Consider the following 21,790-nt stretch of genomic DNA (forward strand, 5'->3'; position numbering starts at 1 on the left):
TGAAAAATTATCATGATTATGCTAAATAATTTTCCCAGTATTGTAAATATTATTAGGGAATTTAAAGGAGTTGATATGGATGGGTTTTCATGCGCCATTTAAGATTGCCCAATTGGCGGCTGAGCATGGTCAAAAGAAGGCCAATCTGCCATTTGCAAGTATTCTGGTGCTGGGATTTCTCGGAGGTGCCTTTATATCCCTTGGTTATTTGCTTGATATCCGTGTGATCGCAGATCTACCTAAGGAGTGGGGAACATTAAGTTCGCTGATCGGAGCTGCTGTTTTCCCGGTAGGCCTTATTCTTATCATTATAGCCGGTGGTGAACTGTTAACCGGCAACATGATGGCGGTATCGATGGCATTCTTTTCAAAGAAGATTTCAATTGGACGACTTATTAAAAATTGGTTTTGGATCACTGTATTTAACTTTATAGGAGCATTGTTCGTCGCATATTTTTTTGGACATGTAGCCGAGTTAATTTCACATGGTCCTTATCTTGAAAAAACCGTTGCGATTGCCGGTGGAAAACTGAAGGAAGGATTTTTAGCGTCACTTGTTTCAGCGATTGGGTGCAATTGGCTTGTTGGATTAGCTGTGTGGCTTGCGTATGGCGCAGAGGATATTGGCGGAAAGATTCTTGGAATCTGGTTCCCGATCATGGCCTTCGTAGCAATCGGTTTCCAGCACGTTGTCGCGAACATGTTTGTGATACCGGCAGCCATCTTTTCTGGGTATTACAGCTGGCAGGATTTCATTGGAAACTTCATTCCTGTATTCATCGGGAATGCGATTGGCGGCAGTATATTTGTCTCCTTGATTTACTGGATTGCTTATAGGGGAACGATGGAGGAAGGCACCAGCAAAGAAGTAAAAAAGAGACAAGGCAGCGGAAAAGCAAATATGAGAAGACAGGGCATGAGTAAAGCAGGACTAAGGAGGCATGGGAATGAGTGACACTCGTTTTTCGGTAAACATCAATGGCAAGGAATATCAGGCTGTTGAAGGGCAGAAGATTCTTGAGGTAGCAAGAGCAGAGGATGTGTTTATTCCAGGGATTTGCTATCATCCCGATCTTGGAACCATCCAGACATGTGATACGTGTTATGTCATGGTCGATGGACAATTGGCAAGGTCTTGTACGTTAAAAGCAGAGCCTGGCATGAAGGTTGATACAATGTCCGAACAGGTAAAGTCTGCACAATATGAGGCAATGTCGCGCATCCTGAAAAACCATGAGCTTTACTGTACGGTTTGTGATAACAACAATGGCAATTGCACGATTCATAACACTGTTGAGGATATGGGGCTCGCCCATCAAAAGTATCCGTTCGAGGCAAAGCCCTATCCAGCGGATAATTCGCATCCATTTTATCGTTATGAACCGGATCAATGTATTTTGTGCGGCCGCTGTGTGGAAGCATGCCAGGATTTGCAGGTGAATGAAACACTGACCATTGACTGGAGCCGTGAAGTGCCTCGTGTCATATGGGACAATGATGTGCCAATTGATCAATCTTCTTGTGTTTCTTGCGGCCATTGCGTAAATGTTTGTCCGTGCAATGCTTTAATGGAAAAATCAATGCTCGGTAACGCCGGCTTCCTGACTGGAATCGCTCCAAACATCCTCGCTCCAATGATTGATATGACAAAAGAAGTGGAACCAGGCTATCGCGAAATTTTTGCCGTATCTGAAGTGGAAGCTGCGATGAGGAAGGCTAGGATCAAACGGACTAAAACCGTATGTACGTATTGTGGTGTCGGCTGCAGCTTTGAGGTGTGGACGAAGGATCGGGAAATCCTGAAAATCCAGACGAAGACCGAAGCCCCGGTAAATGGCATTTCAACCTGTGTAAAAGGAAAATGGGGCTGGGATTTCGTTAACAGCGAGGAACGTTTGACGAAACCGCTTATCCGTAAAGGTGATGAATTTGTTGAATCAACCTGGGATGAAGCACTTTCGCTGATCGCAGAAAAGTTGACTGGGATAAAAGAAGAGTTTGGACCTGACTCGATTGGCTATATCGCATCGTCCAAATGCTCAAATGAAGAAAATTTCTTATTTCAGAAGTTTGCACGTGGAATTATGGGCACTAACAATGTAGACAATTGCTCACGTTACTGCCAGTCACCAGCTACAACCGGGTTAATGAGGACGGTCGGACTTGGCGGTGATTCAGGAACAATGGACGATATTATTGCATCAGAGCTTGTTATTGTTATTGGTGCGAATCCAGCTGAGTCCCACCCGGTGCTGGCAACACGTATCAAACGATCTCATAAGCTTTTTGGCCAAAAGCTCATTGTGGTTGATTTAAGGGAAAACGAACTGGCTCAGCGCGCCGATCTCCATCTCCATCCAAAGCCGGGAACAGATATCATCATGCTCAACGCGATTGCCAAATACTTTTTTGATCAGGGCTGGGAGGATGCTAAATTCCTTGCGGATCGGGTGAACGGAGTTGAGGAATTCAGGGCTTCGCTGGAAAAATTCACTCTGGAATATGCTGTGGAAAAAACAGGACTCAGCATGGAACAGCTGCTCCGTCTCGCTGAAATGATCAAAGAAGCAAAGTCAGTCTGTATGCTGTGGGCGATGGGTGTAACCCAGCATATGGGGGCATCTGACACAAGCACAGCCATTTCGAACCTGCTTTTGGTTACAGGGAATTATGGACGAACAGGTACCGGCGCATATCCGTTGCGCGGGCATAACAATGTTCAAGGGGCATGCGATTTTGGAACTCTGCCGCCATGGATGCCTGGATATGAACCTGTACAGGATGCGGGTGTCAGGGCAAAGTATGAACAGGCATGGGGCGTTAAGCTTCCAGAAAACCCTGGTTATGACAATCATCATATGGTTGAAGCCATCAATAAAGGCAAGCTCAAAGCGCTTTACCTGTTTGGAGAAGATATGGCCATTGTCGATGCGAACTCAAACTATGTTGATTCGACTTTTGAGAAATTGGATTTCTTTGTTGTCCAGGATATCTTCTTCAGTAAAACCGCTCAATTTGCGGATGTCATTTTACCAGCTGCTCCGAGCCTTGAAAAGGACGGAACCTTTACGAACACAGAAAGACGGATCCAGAGGTTTTACAAAGTGTTCGAACCGATGGGTGATTCCAAGCCGGATTGGATGATTTTCCAAGAGCTTGCGAATCGGATGGGAGCAAACTGGAATTATCAGCATCCATCTGAAATTATGGACGAGGCAGCTAAGCTAGCAACAATGTTTGCTGGCGTAAGCTATGAACGCCTGGAAGAATGGGAATCTCTAGTATGGCCTGTAAAAGCGGATGGAACGGACACTCCACTGCTATATAAAGATAAGTTCGGTTTCCCGGATGGAAAAGCGAGGCTGTTCCCGGTTGAATGGACGATACCGTTTGATCCAGGAGGAGAATTTGACTTACATTTGAACAACGGCCGATTGCTCGAGCATTTCCATGAAGGAAATATGACACATAAGACGGAAGGGCTAATGCATAAGGTGCCTGATGTGTGGCTGGAAATTTCTCCTGAGCTTGCTGCTGAACGTAATCTCGAAGATGGTGCACTTGTTAGATTAACTTCTCCGTATGGTCATGTGGAAGTTCGCGTTATTGTGACTGACAGGGTGAAGGGCAAGGAATTGTACTTGCCGATGAATTCTTCTGAAGATAACGAAGCAGTTAATAGACTAACTAGCAGCTATCACGATATTGTTACCCATACACCTGCTTATAAGGAAATGAGCGTAAAAATGGAAGTGCTTGAAACTACCGGTGAACCACCACTTCCTAAGCACAATCACCGATATGGGAACAGGATTCCCCAAATCAGTGTGAAAGTCGAGGAAAAGTGGCTGCGTTCTGATTATATCCCAATTTCCGAAATCGACGATTTGAAGGAGGGGCATTATGGCGAAACCGATCAGGCAAATTAGCAGGGGTGTTCCTAACCTGAAAGAAGAGCAGGACAAGGCCATTGATGAGATCCTTAAAGCACTGGCTGACAACAAAGAAGCTGTACTTTCTTTCATAGAGTTAACAAAAGAGCTTCATGAAGTAAGTGTGTTTGATTCAGCTAGCTCCTTGCTGAAGCAGCGGAACGACGTAGGCGTGATCGCGATGCAGCAGATCAATCAGCCAGCAGTCCACAATATTATTAAAAGCGGATTCGGATTGTTTAAATTCCTTGGCGCCATGCAGCCTGCCCAGCTGGAAACACTTTTGCAGGGAGTGACGCTTGGGCTGAAACGGATGTCCAGGACAGGCGAAAAAGGCAAGAAACAAAGTATCTGGAAAATGAGAATCAGGCTGCGCAGTCCTGAAATCCGGGCAGCAATGACAACAATGGTCGATTTTCTAGAGGGAATGGGCGAAGCCTTCCTTAAGAATAGGGAAGACCATAAGTAAGGATGGTGTCGTAAATGAAGGAACAAGTTTTTCACGTAGGTAATCTTGATTCGAAGGAAGACGCTGATAAAATCACCCAGGCCTTGCTCCACGTCTGGGGGATTTCCCAAGCCGAAGCAAATGCCCAGCATAAGACGGTTTCAATTAAGTACGATGAACGGATGGCGTCTTCTGACGATTTTGAGCAGGTAGTTAAGGAAGCTGGATTTAATCTAATTAGTGATTGATGAGGTGATTTTGTGAGACTGTGTGAGGTTTGCGGAATAAAAGAGGATTTTGAGGACAAGAATGATGAAATGATCCAAGCAGTCACGCTCCATATTTGTGAAAACTGCCGTGAAGATCGGAAAGTACATTCATTGCCTGACTGGGCGTTTTGATTTGAAGTGAGCAAATTTCCCGATTATGTCTTTAATCTAAATCCAGGCTACCGCCTGGATTTTTTTGTGCAAAAAAAGGGAAAAGGCTTGGCTTAAAAGAAATTATGATAGAAATCGCTTATTATAAAAGGGCACATTGCAAGGGGTATACAACAGAAACGGATTGGTTGATTGTTGATAAGGTAAATGACGAAATTATATTGCAGTGAAATAAAGCAGGATTCACCCGTCATTATTTTGATTGCATTCGTTTTATTGAAAAAGCCAGCTTTCTTAAGGAAAGCATTACGCGAAAGAAAGTCACTATCAACGGAAAGTGGGGGGATCCTCGGCTGCTGGCAATTGTCCATCAGAATGACTAAAAGGGATCACACAGGGAAGCCATTTGGTATTTATAAGTGGTTTTGATATTAATATGCAGGGGAGAGTTTAGGTTGGAATTTTATGAGAGTAAGAGAGATTTGATTATGGTTGAAAGGGAAATTATGAATACGCATCCAGAGTATAACTTGCTGGCGGATGGAAAAAAGCTTTAAAGCGATGAGGATTTGCTTGAGGAGCATGAAGAAGGGGATGGACTTGACAAGGAACGATACTTAATTAAAGTGGGTGATGACTTCATAGGGATCGTTGATTTTATCATGGAAAATCCACGTGACAAAAAACCATGGCTCGGATTGCTGATCATTCGCAAGGATTGGACTCGAAAATCCTTTGCCGGCAAAGCACTCGCTAAATATGAAGAATTAATGAGAGGCAGAAATATTACAGAAGTCAGGTTAGGGTGCTTTTCCGACAATAGCACAGGAATGCAATTTTGGGAGAAGAATAGTTTTCAGAAGGTGGAGGAAATCAATTTTAAGGAAAAACCACTTTGGATTTTAGAAAAGAAGATAGTTGAAGACGGCATTTAGTTGTCGTCTATAACTTGCGAATTTCATTAGAGAAAATTGATAGAAAAAAATTGTATACATGGTATAATTTTCTAGTGTCTTGTACTTTGAGTGTAGGGGGCAACAATTTTGGAACAAAATTTCATAAAGATGAACCAGGGGATCAATAATTGGAAAAGGTACACTTCTTCTTTTTTCCTTTTTATGTTCTCGATGTTTCTTGGTTCCATTATTTATTTTCTCGCACTAATTATTTTTGCGGAGAAAGATGGAAATGATCAAACCTATTTTGATTTCAAGGAAATGGTCGGGGTAAATGTAAGACCGGAATTTGATTTTATTTTTTCGAATCTGACCTATGTCATTTGGATTCTAGGTATGGCCTTATTCATAAAACTCATTCATAAAAGAAAACTTAAAACACTTATTACACCAAACGAAAAGATTAATTGGAAAAGGGTCTTTTGGGGCTTCGGTTTATTTTTCTGCCTTCTCACAGTGACGACAATTGTGGATGCTCTATTTAATCCGCAAGATTATTCGTTAAATAACATTCAGGTTCAGGATTTTCTTTTCTTGTTTTTATTTGTTTTAATTTTAACGCCTATTCAGACAACCGCCGAAGAGGTCTTTTTCAGAGGATATTTGATGCAGTGGTTTGGCCGAAAAGTGTCACATCCTTTGGTTTTATCGATTATTGTTGGAAGCATTTTTGGTGCACTGCATTTTTCAAATCCGGAAATGAACTATTCTGCCTTCTTTGTTGGCAGTGATTATGTCCTTTCAGGTATTTTATGGTGCTACATTACCGCGAGGACGAATAGTGCAGAACTGACGATTGGTGCTCATGCAGCAAATAATATGTTTATAGGCTGGTTTTTGACAATGGATGACTCTGTATTTGGAAAACTTCCATCATTATTTGTGATTGATAATATTAACCCAAAAACCACCTTGCTCTGGACAGTTATTTCGCTTTCTGTGTTCACCTACTATTCCATCAAAAATTTTGATAACAAGAAAACAATAAATGATGAATTGGAACAGGATATTCATAGTTCGTTTAAATAATTGGATGATGTAATTAATGCTTGGAGAGCGTTACTCTGAGGATTGGAGCCGAATAAACATTGTTGTGCTTTTGATTTTGCTGAAAGATGGGGAATGAAAATGGAATTATTAAATAAGGTACTTGAATTAGATCGAGCGTATATCAGTACGTTTACCAATAGACTGGACAAGACATGGGGAACCATATTTTACAATGAAAGGCAGCCTAAATACTATGATGCGAATCATGCTCAGATTAGTAAGGCAGTCGATGATCCAGCAGAGGTAGTACAGGAAGTAAGTGACTTTTATAAAGAGAAGAATATCATTCCAAGGTTTTATATTTATAATCATGAGGATTATGCAGCTTTACTTAAAGAGTTGAATAGTGCAGGATTTCGTAGTGAAGAACTGGGAGGACCAGTGCAACTATGGGACAACAATCTCTCAGATACTCCATTAGGTGAAGACTTTTCAATCGAAAAGGTAACTGAAAAGAATCTTCGAGAAGCAATCGATATTGAGATTACCATCAAAGAATTCGGCGGGGCAATCAGGGAAGAGGCATTAAAGGAAGAAATTAAGCATCCTGGATTTACTCACTTTTTGCTTAGGTATAAGGGAGTCGCATGTTCGACTGCATGTATATTTCATGATGGAAACCAGGCGAGGCTTGAAAGTGTTGCCACATTAGAAGAATACCGTGGAAAAGGCTTGATTGGCAAGTTGATACGCCATATCCAGCAGGAAGTCCATGATGGAGGGTTCAGCCACTTATGGGTGTTCCCAATCAGCGACCCGGTCGAAAAGGTATATAATCGGTATGGATTTAAGACACTGGGAAATATAACCACGATCCATGCATTCGCAGGCGGAAAAAGTATCATGGAAATTCGCGAAGGAAAATAGTGATCATCGTATAGGAACTCTCTTTGGATGAAGAGAGGTTCAAACTGTAGACTAACTCGATAAAAGCGAGCTAGTCTACAGTTTTTTCATGTTGGTTGAAAACTAAAAAGGTCACCACTAAGGCTCCATGGTGACCAAAAAAAGTGAAAAATTTGAAAAACAGGTCACCAATAACGCTCCTTAGTGACCGAAAAAGTTAAATATTGGATTAAAAGTTCATCATTAAGACCTAAGAATTACCTATAGGAAAACTTAGAAAAATAAGACACCAAAAAAGCCTTTTGGTTACCCAGAATAGATAAAAAAACTCTTCTAAATAGCTGCTCGATATTTTCTGCACAATTTCCTGTTATAAAATACTTATCAACTATAGAGGAGAGATATTTATGAAATTCAAAAGCAAATTTTTAATGTTGATGATTTCCTTTGCTACTGCATTCTTTATATCGGCATGTTCAGGGGATCAAGCAGAAAACGCTGGCAAGGAGAGCAGTGGAGATCATAGCAGTCATGCCAATATGGAGCATTCTGGTTCAGGGGAGATTCCTGAAGGTTTAAAGAATGAAGAAAACCCTGCCTATAAAGTTGGCAGCAAGGCGGTCATTATTGAAGACCATATGCCGGGCATGGATGGTGCTGAAGCTACGATAGTTGGTGCTTATGATACGGTTGTTTATTCTTTGTCATATGACCCGACGAACGGTGGTCTAAGGGTTGAAAATCATAAGTGGGTCATCCATGAAGAGCTGAAGGATGCCGGGGATCAGCCATTAAAAGCTGGTGATGAGGCAATCATTAATACGGATCATATGGAAGGTATGAAGGGAGCAAAGGCAGTAATCGATACAGCGGAGCAAACGACAGTATATATGGTGGATTTTACCCCTACTGACGGATCTGAAAAAGTAACAAACCACCAGTGGGTTACTGAAAGTGAACTTTCCTCTGCAAAATAAAAATCATGGTGTTACCCCGATTCCTATGGGATTGGGGTTTGTTTTTTATAGCTGCAAAAAAGAATCTTCCAAAAAAATGCAGGATTGTCTTACCTATAGCCCGGGTATATATACAGTAACAAATGAGGAGGTAAGACTCATGAATAAATTAATCAGAATGGCAATCAAATGGGGACCAGTTTTGTATCCTGTGGTTAAAAAAATGATGAATAACCGAAAATCAACTAAGCTGAAAACAACATATTCCAAGTAAATGACAAGTATGGACTAGAAAAGCTGCACAAGTAGTCAGAAATTATGACTCTTGTGCAGTTTTTTGTTTTCATTGGAACCACCTAAGGTTAAAAAACAGGATTAGATTGTTCCAATAACCTTCATTGAAATCATCCTGGGGTATTAAACGTTTCAAGCTTGTTCCTTTAGTGTATATGAGCTATTTCGATTATAAGATTCATTACTTGATTTGAATAAATCTTAATGTTTTGTAGGCAATGCAATCAGAATTTCCTTTATAATTCATACGATACAGTCAATTCACAAAAGTAAGTGAATCAAATGATAGATTCTTTGGTAATTAGACCAATGGTTCATGTTATAATGGAAAAATGAAACACTAACATTGTTAAAATGTTTAATATATAAGACTGTACATAATGGTTTGCCGCTGGGCAAGGCCGCTTGGTCTATTTAAAGGAAGGTATCTATGATCGAGGATAACATAACGAGAATTAATTTAGATGGAAAAGAATACATACTGATTGGTACGGCCCACGTTTCAAAACACAGCGCGGAGCAAGTAAAGGAAGTTATTGAAGCCGAAAGGCCTGATTCCGTTTGTGTAGAGCTGGATGAACAAAGGTATCAAACGATCACTGAAGGTGCCAAGTGGAAGGAAATGGACATTATCCAGGTCATCAAGCAAAAGCGAGCGTCATTGCTATTAATGAATCTTGCAATTTCTTCTTTCCAAAACCGTATGGCTAAGGAACTTGGAATTAAAGCGGGACAGGAAATGGTCCAGGGAATCGAATCCGCTAAAGAAGCAGGCGCGAATCTAGTGCTAGCTGACCGGAATATCCAGATTACTTTTTCACGAATTTGGGGTAATCTCGGTCTGAGAGGGAAGTCCATGCTGCTCACTCAAATCATCACCAGTATATTCAGCCATGACAGTATTTCTGAGGAAGAACTGGAGAAGATGAAGGAGCAGGATACCATCAATGCCATGCTCAATGAATTTACTGAAAGTTTCCCGCGTTTAAAGAAGCCTTTAATTGATGAGCGAGATCAGTATCTTGCCCAGAAAATTAAGGATGCGCCGGGTGAAAAGATTGTCGCCGTCCTTGGGGCTGCGCACGTACCTGGTATAAAAGAAGAAATTAAAAAAGAGCAGGATTTAAAGAAGCTGAACGCAATTCCGCCTAAATCTAAATGGCCGAAAATCATCGGCTGGGCACTTCCGATTATGATTGTCGCACTTATTGTGATTACGTTTTTTGCAAATCCGAATGCAGGACTTGATCAATCGGTAAGCTGGATTCTATGGACGGGATCACTTTCAGCACTTGGAACAGCTATTGCAATGGGGCATCCATTAACGATTCTTACTGCATTTGTGGCCGCACCGTTCACTGCACTGCATCCATTGCTGGCAGCTGGCTGGTTTGCTGGTCTTGCCCAAGCCCATATTCGTCGTCCGAGCGTTAAGGACTTTGAAACTCTGTCAGAAGACGTATTTAGTGTAAAAGGATTCTGGCGCAATAAGGTAAGCCGGATCCTTCTGATTGTTGTACTGTCAAATATTGGAGCATCAATCGGAACATTCATTGGCGGTGCAGATGTCATTAAAACATTTTTTGAAAACTTCTAATTTAATCAAATGCATCATGGGATGGAATCACTACAATGATTCCATCCTTTTTTTCTAATGTTAGATATATTTACTAGACATTTCAGAATTTTTCGGATAAGTTGTCAGTATAGTTAAATGTATAATTTTAGAAAATAGGGGTGGGTTTTTTTGGTGAATTTTAACAAACCGGATATCGAGAATTTTTATCGCACATTCAATATTCAAGCGTTTACAGTAAGTCCAGATGAAAAACAAGTCGTTTTCAGCACCAATCTTACTGGAAAGTATAATTTGTGGGCAATGGATTTACCCAATCAATATCCATACCCACTAACATTTGTTGATCAGAGCTGTCATGCTTTAAGATATTCAGAAAATGGAAGTTTTATCGTTGTGGGTTTTGATCATGATGGTGATGAAAATGCCCAGTTATATGCACTTCCTCCTGCTGGGGGAGAGCTGGTGGACCTGCGGGTAGCTGAAGGGGAACGCCATATGAATCCAATTTTATCTAAAGACGGAAGCAGACTTTATTATACATCCACTAAAGGGAATGAAATGTATCTAAATATCTATCAATATGACATTGAAACAGGTGAAGAAAGCCTGTTGCTGGAAGGCTCCGAGGCAGCCTGTTTTTTAGTAAATGTTAATGAGGATGAAAACAGCTGTGTGTATGTTAAGCAATTTGCAAATACATATGCGCCGGGCTACGTCCTTCAAGATGGGCAATCCTACTCTCTTACACCAGAAACCGATGATCAGTTCACAGTTGGCGAGGGTGTATTTGTTGAGAGAGACTATTTCTTTGTCACTACGTTTGGCGAAGACTTTTCCTACTTGGCGAAATTTAATCTGGATACCTTGAATTTTACAAAGGTACTTGCTATTGAAAAAGAAGAAATTGAAACGGTTCGATATGATAAAAATTCACAATCCCTTTATTTGTTAGCATCAAAGGGTGTAAATGATTATTTGTACCGATATGAATTAGAAACTGGACATTATAAAAAAGTAGAATTGCCTGCCACTGTCGTCCAGGGTTTAACAGTAGCAAAAAGCGGTAATATCTATCTTTTAGCCGGTTCAGCTGCAAAGCCGTATAATATTTTTCAAAACGAAGCTGGCAGTCCTGAATGGAAGCAGTTGACCAATCTGGCAGTCCCGGGGGTAAAAGAAAATGCCCTTGCACAGCCTGAAGTCCTGACTTACGCATCTTTTGACGGGCTCCCTATAGAGGCATTATTCTTTAAGCCGAAAGAAGAGGCAGATAATGGTCACGTTATTCTGTGGCCGCACGGTGGTCCGCAGGCAGCAGAGCGTAATAATTTCCGTGCCATGTTCCAATTTCTCGTGAATCGGGGTTATAGCATTTTCGCGCCAAATTTCCGCGGATCAACTGGATATGGTCTTTCGTTTACAAAAATGGTTGAAGGAAATTGGGGAGAGGGACCACGCCTGGATAATATTGCAGGACTTGAATACCTATACGAAAATGGGATTGCAGATCGAGACAAAACTTTATTAATGGGCGGCAGTTTTGGCGGTTATATGGCTCTATTATTGCATGGGCGCCATCCGGAGTATTTCAAGGCAGTAGTAGATATTTTCGGTCCTTCCAATCTTTTCTCGTTTATCGAATCAGTACCAGAGCACTGGAAACCAGTCATGAATCAATGGGTTGGCGATCCAGAAAAGGATTTCGACAAGCTCACGGAGTATTCACCAATCACGTACTTGGATACCATGACGAAGCCAATGTTAATCATCCAGGGAGCAAACGATCCAAGAGTTGTGAAGCAGGAATCCGACCAAATCGTAAAAGTACTGCAGGATAAAGGCAGGGATGTAAAATATCTTGTCCTGGATGACGAAGGGCACGGTTTCTCGAAGAAGTCGAATGAAATCCTTGTCAACCGTACCATTCTCGAATTCTTTGACCAATTTGTAACAGCAGACACAGGCAAAGTCCTAGCTGAATAATTCGATCAATGAAAGTATAAAAGCTTGAGGGTCACATTCCTCAAGCTTTTTTCATTATTTTTTATTTACTTGCTTACCGCTTTTCTTCTGGCTTTGTGATTTGGAGTTTCCTACCTCAAATTCTGTACCTAATTCAATATCGTTTCTTTTATCCTGTTTCTCGATACGCTCTCGTGTTTGATTATTATTTTGTCTGCCTTGTTTTGACATTTAGATGTCAGCTCGCTTTCTTAACGTTTTTTTTAGTATGCTCATATCTGAAAAAGCTTAATTTGCAAAGTGCTGGAAATGGATGGCTCATCCTTCTCCGCGGATCACTTTATCGTAAAACACCTGGAATCCATACATTACAAACGATTTTATTAAAAAAATAATGGACAATTGAAGTTTGTTTATTCTTACAAGATAGCCGTAGCCGACTTTTTTAAATAATTCAAGCATGAAAATGGTGAAAAAAGAATCAACTAGGAGATTGACTAATACATACAGGCTGAATTTTTTATAAGTATATTTTAAGATCCAAAATGAACCCACGAAGAAGGGTCCCCAAATTAAAGGGAGTTCACCTAAGACATTAGGTTTGACGTTAACAGGCCACCACCACCATTTTCTCTTCTCTGCGAGCATTCCTTCAAATGTTACATAAATACCCATGAATAAGGCGCCAGGAAGGAACTTTTTAATCGTGCGTTTTCCCAGAAGAGGGAAGGTAAGCCACGGCAATATTGTTAATAGCAAAATGAAAAATTTAGACTTCTTCATTACACAACACCCTTTAAAGGAAGAAATGATTTAATGTTGGATTTTTTTATTATTCCTTAAATCAGGTAAAAGATGAGTGAAGGTCTTGATTAATTTTATTTCTAAGGAAATGAATATAAAAATTGGATTGTATTCCCTTGTTGATGTTAACCATCTGATGAATTGAGCGAATGTAAGCATGCTATTTAATTTTCGCCAAAAAAATTTAGCAAATAAATCATTTCTACTTCCTTTTGACCGTATTTATTAAAATAAGACTTTTTTGAAAGCGTTTGTATTGCGGTCTAAATTTCACTGAAATTTAGGATGCCAACATTATATTTTTTTACTACCAAAATAAATGCCACTAGATTTAAAACCTTTCGAAGAGAGCTCGAGGAAATAAAGGAGGAAGAACTAGGATGATTTCTTTATGGGATGAACATTTATTTTGGCTGGAGATGCTCCAGGATCACGCCTTTTTTGTAAGGGATCATTTATCCCCATCCGAGGTACAGTATGTAAATATGGCACAGCAGTACATTCATTTATACGGAGAGCTTTTAACCGTTTTAAACACGATTCCCCGTACAGCAAATTATTTTGACAGGCAAATGATTGAATTTGCAGGCCAGGTTTGGCCTGTTGCAAAAGGGTATCTTGATTTTGAGGGCCATTTACAGGCATTAAGAATTGATAACAAAGTTAATCTGAATTTATCTCCCTCTTATTTTAATGGGACTCAGATTGAAAATGCAGAATATTTGAGGATATTAAGCCAGCTGGCAGAGGGAAAAGACCCCGTACCTCTCCCACTGCCAGAATTGATGGATCTTTGGCTTGAGGATCAGTTAGGCCACGCAGTGCTATTCGAAAATATGTTAGATCCGATTGAGGTCATGGCGAAAAGACAGGCAGAAGCTTACATTAGCAAATACCAACTTTTTATTGTTCAGAACCATCAGTTAAAAGGATTTTTACGCGTAAAAGAACCCGGTTTTGCACGCCAAAGAGAATTTATTCATGACGTGGGAAGCACCACCCTGGAAATGAATCGCTTTATCATCGGCATGGTGGACAAATTTAAATCAAATAAACTGCTCAACAAAACAGACCTTCGCTTTTTGGAGCATCATTTCCCTGAAACCTGTTATTTCCTCACCAAGCTAAGTTATTATGATCCGAAATTGAAAGCAGAAATCAGCAATTGTTCGCTAGTAAAACCGTCTTTTCATTGATTGGATAAACTATCACCATGGAATCAAGAAAAAGCCCTCTTTTATAAGCCAGGCCCATGATTTTGTTGATCAATTTGAAAATAATTTGAGTCTTTTTGCATGTTAGGAGGGGGAGTTAAAATATGGTATAATTTGCTCGTACAGCAAATTGCAGGGTGGGCAGAGGTCACCTCCATTTCGATAGAAGGGGGGTGATGCTGTTGGTAACTTATGAGGCAATGAATTTGGTTGTGAGTTTCGCGACACTGATCGTTGCCGTAATTGCCATTGGTATTTCTTCAAACAAAAAGAAATAACCTACCCTGCACGCCAATGTTGGAATAGGTTATTTCTATTTTAAGCGGCCGCTGCACTTCAGGCAGCTTGCTGTACACTAGAGTTCCGGTTGCCGCCGGGACTCTTTTTAATTTATGTTGTTTATATGTAAATTATATACATAAACGAAAACATTATCAATTAAAGAGCACAAAGTACAATATTTTTTAGAAATCTCCAGATTCTCACTGGGCTTTAGAAGAGCATTTAGCAAACAAAATCAAAAATATCCGTTTGTAATGTCCATTCCAGTCTACGCACCCACTCTTGCTGGTCCTCCAGCGGCGAATGATCAAGTTTATTTAAAACCTTCCAAACTTTATATAAGCAATAAGCCTTGAGTTCATCAGAAGAAAAGTTAGTCTGACTAAAATGTTGATATTCTTCAATAAACAATGGATTTAATGATTTTGCATATTCTTTGTAATGCAGATGTGTAAACCAGCATACCCAGCTCACATCGGATAAAGGATTTCCCCATTCAGCCCATTCCCAATCCAATACTGTTAGATGATCAGCTTCGCTCAAAAGCACATTGTGCACCCCGTAATCACCGTGGATTAAAACCCATTCAGCTGGCAGATCATTTACTCTTTTTAGAAAATCCATTGATTGCTCAGCAAGCACTTCTGGAACGAACGCAAGATGATAATTCAATTCATTCATATTCGATGTTCTGATTCCGTATGAGTCATTCGCATATTTCCTGGAATGAATGCTCTTAGCAAGTATAGCTGCCATTCTTTTATACAATACTCTAGTTCTTTCTAGATCATTATGATCGACAATGGATTGTCCATTTTGACCTTCGCAAAATTCCGATAAAGTGACCTGCAGGTTTATGGTTTCTTTATGTTCATGCAAAATAGGAGAAATACCCGAATCGTGAAGGAGCTTTAGAGAATTCACTTCATTTTCAATGTCCTGATTATTTGAACGAGCAACTTTGGCCACAAGCGGCGGACTTGTGCCATTTAAAAGAAATGTTTCATTGGTGTAGCCCCCATTTAACCTGACAGGATGGAAATCGCCATATTGTTCTTTAAAAAGCTCTTTTAATAGATCCTCTGTCAAATTTGTCCACTCATTTCTTAATTGAATTTGGCTTAATTATATTTTAAGTACGATGTATGGTCAGAATAAAAGATGCTAATGTGAAAAAATAATGAACTATTTGTGAACATTATGTGACATTTTTTCGTAAATTCTGTTAATATTATTACAAACGAAAAAGTGGGGGAATGAGAAGTGGGGAAGCTTCTTATGTATTTTTATCTGGTAGTCAGCATTTATTGTTTTGTAAGCGGATTCTTAGCATTGTATACGCATGGTTTTCAGCACGCTGTATTATCGCTTTTCCTTGCAGTGTTCAATTATGCGATGTTTTCTCTTTTTAAAAAGGAAGGGAAGCTGCCAAGACTGCGCGTGATCAAGGGGCATAAAGGGGAACTTGCGTAATGCATCGCTGCATTTTTGCAGGTGAAATCTAAGGGGAATTGCTTTCAAGTGGCAAAAATTTTATTGAAAGACTGCCAATAATAAAAAAACAGGCGCTCCGCTTGGAACGCCTGTTTTCCATTTATGTTTAATGTGAATGTCCTGAATACATGACCCAGATTGATCCTGCTACAATCACGACTGCGATGAACGCAGAGTAAAGAATGTTAATATTGTTTGTCACCTTGTCTTCGCCTTCATTGATATGCATGAACATATACAGCTGGATACCAGCCTGGACAACTGCAAGGGAACCGATGACCCACATAATAGCTTTCATCGATAATGAAGTTTGAAGGGCAACCCAAGCAGCTCCTAATGTTAGGATGAGTGACATGAAGAATCCAAGGACATGGCTGATTGGGAAACCTTTTGAGTGATTATCCATTTACATCACCAACCCTCTTAAATATACGAATGTGAAGATGAAAATCCAAACTACGTCAAGGAAGTGCCAGTAAAGACCGAAGATGAATGTCTTACGCGCAGTGATTGGCGTCAATCCGCGCTTTAGGATCTGGATGATCAACAAAGTAGCCCAGCCGATACCAATCGTGACGTGCAAGCCGTGCGTGCCAAGCAGAACAAAGAAGCTTGAAAGGAACGCGCTTGTTTGCATAGTCGCACCTTCATGTACGTAATGCATGAATTCTCGCACTTCCATGAACAAGAAGCCGCCGCCGAGCAGCAGTGTAAATACTAGCCACATCAGCATGCCTTTAATATTGCTGCGGCGCATCTCATGGATGGAAATTCCCATAGTGAAACTGCTTGTTAACAATAGGAAGGTCTGGATCATCACGTCTTTTACAACAAAGATATCCTGTTGTGTCGGGCCGCCGGCATGACGGTGTCCAAGGACACCGTACACACCGAATAAAGTGGCAAAAAGTACGATTTCCGCTCCAAGGAAGATCCAGAAGCCAAGGATGTTCATCCTGTTTTGTTCAGTCTGGTATTCAAGCGGCAAAGCTGCATTGACTTTAGCTGACATGGTTCTTCACTCCTTTGCGTACATTTCTCCATTTGCTTTCTGTTTCAATGATTTCATCCTTGTGCACGTGGAAGCCTTCATCATAATCAAATGAACGGAAAGCAAGACCAGCAAAGATTCCAAGAGCAGCTACACCTGCAGCAATTGTCCACTCGAATACAAGCAGGAAGCCTGCGATTCCGAACACGGCACCCATGTAAATTGGGATCCATGTATTGCTTGGCAAGTGGATTTCTTCAATTTCATCTTCGCTCAATGGCTGGATTTCATTGTTCTTTTTCATATGCCAGAAAGCATCGACCTTTTTCACATCTGGAAGGGAAGCGAAATTATAGTGCTGGACAGGAGTAGCAGTTGCCCACTCTAGAGTCCTCGCATCCCATGGATCATTTCCAATATTGCGGTCTGCATGACGCGCGCTCCAATAGATGTTGTAAACAAGTGCAGCAAAACCAGCAGCAAGAATCACAGAACCGATTGCTGACACCATCATTAACGGAGCAAAGCCCGTATCTGCTGAATAGGTGTAAGCACGGCGTACCGCACCGTCTAGGCCAAGGAAGAACATTGGCATGAATGTGACATTAAAGCCGATTACAAATAGCCAGAAATGCCATTTACCAATTTTTTCGTTCAGCATATAGCCGAACATCTTCGGCCACCAGAAGTAAAGGCCAGCAAAAATAGGGAACACTACACCTGGTATTAATACATAGTGGAAGTGGGCCACTAGGAATAATGTGTTGTGATACTGATAGTCAGCTGCTGCCATAGCAAGCATGACACCAGTTACACCACCGATGACAAAGTTCGGTACAAATGCAAGTGACCAGAGCATTGCAGTCGTAAACTTAATTCGGCCTTTTCTCATTGTGAATAGCCAGTTAAATACTTTAACCCCAGTAGGGATGGCGATTGCCATTGTTGTAATCGAGAAGAATGAGTTTACACCAGCACTGTTGCCCATTGTAAAGAAGTGGTGAACCCATACAAGCATACTTAAAACCGAGATCATGATAATGGAAATGACCATTGATTTATAACCGTAAAGCGTTTTTCTAGAAAAAGTTGAAATGATATCTGACAGCATACCGAATGCAGGCAGAACAACGATATAAACTTCTGGATGTCCCCAAAGCCAAAATAGGTTGGCCCAAAGCATATCCATACCGCCACCAGATATAGTGAAGAAATGGGTACCGAATGTGCGGTCAAATGTCATTAAAGCAAGAGCTACTGTAAAAATAGGGAAGCTCGCTACAATAATGATTGATGTGATGAAAGATGTCCAACTGAACATCGGCATCCTCATCAATGTCATGCCTTTTGTTCTCATTTTTAACACTGTGACAACGAAGTTAATACCAGTCATCAATGTACCAGCACCTGCAATTTGCAAGGCTACTGCGTAAAAGTTGTTCCCGATGCCAGGACTAAATTCCTTGCCTGCCAGAGGGAAGTAGGAAGTCCAGCCGGCATCCGGTGAACCACCAATGATGAACGAAATATTGAAGAGCGCCGCACCGGCTACTGTAAGCCAGAAGCTAAGGGCGTTCAACTGTGGAAAAGCAACGTCACGGGCCCCGATTTGCAGCGGAACCACAAAGTTCATAAGTCCAATCAATAGCGGCATCGCAACGAAAAGAATCATGATGACACCGTGTGTGGTGAATACTTCATTATAGTGCTGCGCGTTTAAAAATGTATTTTCAGGAACGGCTGTCTGGCCTTTCATCATCAAGCCGTCAATACCACCGCGGAAAAACATGACCACTCCGACCAGGATGTACATGATCCCGATTTTCTTGTGATCAACAGTGGTCAGCCAATTAGTCCAAAGCCAATTCCACTTTTTAAAATAGGTAAGTGCAGCGATGATCCCAACCATCGTCAGGGCAATTCCGATTTGTGAAGCGAAAATCAATGGATCGCCTGTTACAAAAAATTCATCCCATTTAATGCCCACTATGCTCACCCCCGTGCTCGTCAGTAGTTTCAGATTCTTTATGATTCATATTTTCATGGTTTTCATGATTTGTTTGCTCATTCTTGCCGTTTTTGTTTTTGTAGTTATTTTCATCTTCAAAGATCTTACCTGGCCAGCCATGTCCTGGATAATACATTTCTGGATTTGTGTAATTCTTTGAATTATGGTCAGAATGGTCGACCCATTCTAAGTGAGTGTTTGAGAATGTCTTCCGTCCAAAGTGAGAAGGCTCAAGCATTTTTTCATACTCTGGCAGTGTCATCTTTGGAGCAGTTTCTTTTACTTCTTTAACCCATTTATCAAACTCTTCTTGTGTTTGTGACAAGACTTCAAACTCCATGCCAGCATATCCCTTACCATTGAAGTTCGTATTACGGCCAACATATGAGCCAGGGTTGTCAGCTACAAGATAAAGCTGTGTTTCAGCATGTGCCATCGTATATTTCTGGCCGCCAAGAGCAGGGACCCAGAAGCTTTGCATCGTTCCAGCTGAGGTCAGCTTGAAATCAACAGGACGGTCTTCAGGGATATTAACGTAGTTAACCGTTTCAATTCCTTGCTCAGGATAACTGAAAATCCATTTCCAGTCAGCTGAAGTCACTTTAATGACAAGAGGTTCTTTGTCTTCATAGCCTTTAGGTACTTCATCTATTGCATATATCGTTTTTACCGTCGGAATGGTTAAAGCGACGATAATCAGGATCGGGATAACAGTCCATATGATTTCCAATACAGTGCTGCCATGTTCTTCTGGCGGCTCATATCCCATATTATCCTTGCGTTCTCGGTATTTCCATACAATGAACGCGAAGAGGCCGAATACGACAACCGTAACTAATAGCATCAATGCAATTGAAAAGTTTATTAAATCGAGAATTTGCCTTGCGATCGGTCCTTCTGGATTGAACACGACCATATTATTCTCACAGCCGCTCAATAACAATACGGCGATCATTGAGGTGAGTGAGAGCAATAGAAGTTTTGATTTCTTCATCACTGACTGCAGCTCCTTTCAGATAAAAACCTTGTTCATTATATCACATACTTTTGCTCATTCGTTCACAAAGGTTTCGAAACTACCACTAAAATAGCCGGTAAGTAGTGGCAAAAGGTGTGATAAAAATCACAGCGGTGTACTTATAACAATGATTCTAACATAGAAATTTGTACACCTTACAAGGTAATTGTGAACAAAATATGAAAACATAAAATGGTATTCCTGTGAAATGTTTGTGAAGGGGATTGACGCCAAAAACTCAGGGTTTCTATTAAAGAGGCCCTGAGTTCAAGCGGGGGATACTATTTTAAGATATCTTATTACTTTCAATATAAGTTTCCAGAGCCGGATGAAATTCCTTTTGATAAAGTTTTTTTGGACACATTTTAATTGTGATCGATTTGGAATCGACACTGACCTTCGTTACCAATATGCTGCAGCATCTCGGACATTTTTCTTTGACAAACGATGTAAATAAACTCTCAAACCATTCACTCCTTATTATTTCTTCAATTCCTATAAAGTTACTATGAATTATACAGAGTATAATAAGTTTTTCAATGGTTATTCCGACCAATGGACTAAGGTTTATTTGTGAGTGCATCTATGGTGATAATATGAAAATAAGATTCATAGTGTTTAGCTAATAACGGGATGTATATAGAATTCTTATTTAATAAATAACTAGGTTAATTTACTGTTGATTGGAGGTGAGGGCAATCGACTCCTCAGAAAATTCTAACGCATTTCCATCGTGGGAGGGGAAGGTTAGTGGAAGCTATTCAAAGTCATGAGGAATTAGCGGACCAAGATGAGAACTCGCACAAAGCGAGTATCTGGAGCTGAAATCAACTGTCTAATTTATATAAGATTGGACAAGGTGAATAAGAAGCTTCAATTTTAGAGAGTATTATGAGATTGAAATGGAGAATTTCCGAATCATGTCCAGCATATAAAAATAATCAGAAAACCTCCTATAATATGATCGGGTTTAAATTTTTTATCAGTCCCTATAAAATAGGAAGTGAATAAGGAAAGTACATACTCTTTTAATTTTAAATAAGGGGAATAATCCTTCTTAATAGAATACAGGATATAATTATTATATTAAAATATTAATTAAAATGAAAGCGCTTTAATTTTAAGGTATTAAAAAAATCACCTTTACCTATAAAACATGTATTCGGTTAAAATGATTAAAGTTCAAAGTTTGTTCAATTTTTCACAAACTATTATTCTTACCATGTGATATTCTTTAATTAGAAAAGGAAAAAGGAGTGAGTGTAAATGATTTATTGCGAATTTAAGCCTTTCTCAACTGATACTGAAACTTATACGCTGGAGGTTTTTGAAGAATTAGCGGGTGATGAGTTTGAAGCGATGATGTTCACAGAAAATGATAACATTCCGGCATACATCTGGACAGTTAACTTTGTCATCATCGTGAAAAGAGGTTCAAGATACATCACGGATTTATCCTTTGAAAAAATTCCGAGAAATCCAGTTTGTGAGTGAAATATTTTTTTGAAAACTTTTGTGAAATACTTCACAAATTAACTAATAAAAAACCATCTTATCATCAATGGCTACATACAAC

Annotated in this window: 22 protein-coding genes; 15 read left to right on the plus strand and 7 right to left on the minus strand. The window is 40.2% G+C overall.

The features are described 5' to 3' along the window. Nucleotides 1-79: 79 nt before the first annotated feature. The 11 genes from AABM38_RS11900 to AABM38_RS11950 all read left to right on the plus strand — a co-directional run bounded on the left by AABM38_RS11900 (nt 80) and on the right by AABM38_RS11950 (nt 12,424). Complete coding sequence (locus tag AABM38_RS11900; protein ID WP_423410579.1) at nt 80-955, plus strand: formate/nitrite transporter family protein; 876 nt, start codon at nt 80-82, stop codon at nt 953-955. Next, nucleotides 948-3,929, plus strand: coding sequence for a formate dehydrogenase subunit alpha (gene fdhF, locus AABM38_RS11905; protein ID WP_423410580.1), 2,982 nt, complete (start codon nt 948-950; stop codon nt 3,927-3,929). Before AABM38_RS11900 ends, fdhF begins: the two co-directional genes overlap by 8 nt. Beyond that, nucleotides 3,904-4,401 carry a DUF1641 domain-containing protein gene (locus AABM38_RS11910; RefSeq protein ID WP_423410581.1) on the plus strand — a complete coding sequence of 166 codons (498 nt, stop codon included), beginning with the start codon at nt 3,904-3,906 and terminating at the stop codon, nt 4,399-4,401. The genes fdhF and AABM38_RS11910 overlap by 26 nt, the downstream gene beginning before the upstream one ends. Nucleotides 4,402-4,415: 14 nt before the next feature. Next, the gene (locus AABM38_RS11915; protein ID WP_423410582.1) at nt 4,416-4,628 is read left to right on the plus strand and encodes a heavy-metal-associated domain-containing protein; all 213 of its coding nucleotides are present in this window, start codon (nt 4,416-4,418) and stop codon (nt 4,626-4,628) included. A gap of 12 nt (nt 4,629-4,640) precedes the next feature. Next, nucleotides 4,641-4,781: a hypothetical protein gene (locus AABM38_RS11920; RefSeq protein ID WP_423410583.1), complete on the plus strand. Its 141-nt coding sequence runs from the start codon at nt 4,641-4,643 to the stop codon at nt 4,779-4,781. A 548-nt stretch (nt 4,782-5,329) separates the two neighbouring features. Beyond that, nucleotides 5,330-5,695, plus strand: coding sequence for a GNAT family N-acetyltransferase (locus tag AABM38_RS11925; protein WP_423410584.1), 366 nt, complete (start codon nt 5,330-5,332; stop codon nt 5,693-5,695). Nucleotides 5,696-5,803: 108 nt separating this feature from the next. Then, nucleotides 5,804-6,745 carry a lysostaphin resistance A-like protein gene (locus tag AABM38_RS11930; RefSeq protein ID WP_423410585.1) on the plus strand — a complete coding sequence of 314 codons (942 nt, stop codon included), beginning with the start codon at nt 5,804-5,806 and terminating at the stop codon, nt 6,743-6,745. A gap of 99 nt (nt 6,746-6,844) precedes the next feature. Then, nucleotides 6,845-7,633: a GNAT family N-acetyltransferase gene (locus AABM38_RS11935; RefSeq protein WP_423410586.1), complete on the plus strand. Its 789-nt coding sequence runs from the start codon at nt 6,845-6,847 to the stop codon at nt 7,631-7,633. 386 nt (nt 7,634-8,019) lie between these two features. After that, on the plus strand, nt 8,020-8,589 hold the full coding sequence (locus tag AABM38_RS11940) for a YdhK family protein (protein ID WP_423410587.1): 570 nt from the start codon (nt 8,020-8,022) through the stop codon (nt 8,587-8,589). 703 nt (nt 8,590-9,292) lie between these two features. After that, nucleotides 9,293-10,459, plus strand: a complete 1,167-nt coding sequence (locus AABM38_RS11945; RefSeq protein WP_423410588.1) for a TraB/GumN family protein — start codon at nt 9,293-9,295, stop codon at nt 10,457-10,459. A gap of 150 nt (nt 10,460-10,609) precedes the next feature. Continuing rightward, nucleotides 10,610-12,424: a S9 family peptidase gene (locus AABM38_RS11950; protein WP_423410589.1), complete on the plus strand. Its 1,815-nt coding sequence runs from the start codon at nt 10,610-10,612 to the stop codon at nt 12,422-12,424. Nucleotides 12,425-12,478: 54 nt separating this feature from the next. On the opposite strand, the gene AABM38_RS11955 is transcribed toward AABM38_RS11950, so the two are convergent. Together AABM38_RS11955 and AABM38_RS11960 are read right to left on the minus strand one after the other, a co-directional pair. Then, the gene (locus AABM38_RS11955) at nt 12,479-12,634 is read right to left on the minus strand and encodes a hypothetical protein (RefSeq protein ID WP_423410590.1); all 156 of its coding nucleotides are present in this window, start codon (nt 12,632-12,634) and stop codon (nt 12,479-12,481) included. A gap of 87 nt (nt 12,635-12,721) precedes the next feature. Beyond that, entirely contained in the window at nt 12,722-13,186 is a 465-nt protein-coding gene (locus AABM38_RS11960) for a hypothetical protein (protein ID WP_423410591.1), read from the minus strand. 401 nt (nt 13,187-13,587) lie between these two features. On the opposite strand from AABM38_RS11960, the gene AABM38_RS11965 reads away from it, so the two are divergent. Both AABM38_RS11965 and AABM38_RS11970 read left to right on the plus strand, forming a co-directional pair. Continuing rightward, nucleotides 13,588-14,403, plus strand: coding sequence for a DUF2935 domain-containing protein (locus tag AABM38_RS11965; RefSeq protein ID WP_423410592.1), 816 nt, complete (start codon nt 13,588-13,590; stop codon nt 14,401-14,403). A gap of 200 nt (nt 14,404-14,603) precedes the next feature. Beyond that, complete coding sequence (locus AABM38_RS11970) at nt 14,604-14,699, plus strand: putative holin-like toxin (RefSeq protein WP_229365770.1); 96 nt, start codon at nt 14,604-14,606, stop codon at nt 14,697-14,699. A 226-nt stretch (nt 14,700-14,925) separates the two neighbouring features. Here the strand turns inward: AABM38_RS11970 and AABM38_RS11975 are convergent, their stop codons facing one another. Then, nucleotides 14,926-15,792, minus strand: coding sequence for a phosphotransferase family protein (locus AABM38_RS11975; protein WP_423410593.1), 867 nt, complete (start codon nt 15,790-15,792; stop codon nt 14,926-14,928). 174 nt (nt 15,793-15,966) lie between these two features. On the opposite strand from AABM38_RS11975, the gene AABM38_RS11980 reads away from it, so the two are divergent. Continuing rightward, nucleotides 15,967-16,176 (plus strand): hypothetical protein, encoded by a 210-nt coding sequence (locus AABM38_RS11980; RefSeq protein ID WP_423410594.1) that lies wholly within the window; start codon nt 15,967-15,969, stop codon nt 16,174-16,176. Between the two features lie 127 nt (nt 16,177-16,303). On the opposite strand, the gene qoxD is transcribed toward AABM38_RS11980, so the two are convergent. Genes qoxD through qoxA form a run of 4 tightly spaced genes read right to left on the minus strand, consistent with a single transcriptional unit; the run spans nt 16,304 to nt 20,190 of the window. After that, the gene (gene qoxD, locus AABM38_RS11985; RefSeq protein WP_423410595.1) at nt 16,304-16,603 is read right to left on the minus strand and encodes a cytochrome aa3 quinol oxidase subunit IV; all 300 of its coding nucleotides are present in this window, start codon (nt 16,601-16,603) and stop codon (nt 16,304-16,306) included. Continuing rightward, complete coding sequence (gene qoxC, locus AABM38_RS11990; protein ID WP_335378831.1) at nt 16,604-17,209, minus strand: cytochrome aa3 quinol oxidase subunit III; 606 nt, start codon at nt 17,207-17,209, stop codon at nt 16,604-16,606. Further along, entirely contained in the window at nt 17,199-19,175 is a 1,977-nt protein-coding gene (qoxB, locus tag AABM38_RS11995) for a cytochrome aa3 quinol oxidase subunit I (protein WP_423410596.1), read from the minus strand. Before qoxB ends, qoxC begins: the two co-directional genes overlap by 11 nt. After that, entirely contained in the window at nt 19,165-20,190 is a 1,026-nt protein-coding gene (qoxA, locus tag AABM38_RS12000; protein WP_423410722.1) for a cytochrome aa3 quinol oxidase subunit II, read from the minus strand. The genes qoxB and qoxA overlap by 11 nt, the downstream gene beginning before the upstream one ends. 1,290 nt (nt 20,191-21,480) lie before the next feature. On the opposite strand from qoxA, the gene AABM38_RS12005 reads away from it, so the two are divergent. Further along, nucleotides 21,481-21,708, plus strand: coding sequence for a hypothetical protein (locus tag AABM38_RS12005; protein ID WP_423410597.1), 228 nt, complete (start codon nt 21,481-21,483; stop codon nt 21,706-21,708). The last annotated feature ends 82 nt before the right edge of the window (nt 21,709-21,790 follow it).

The organism is Heyndrickxia sp. MSNUG (assembly GCF_049532715.1).
Taxonomy (GTDB): Bacteria; Bacillota; Bacilli; order Bacillales; family Cytobacillaceae; genus Mesobacillus.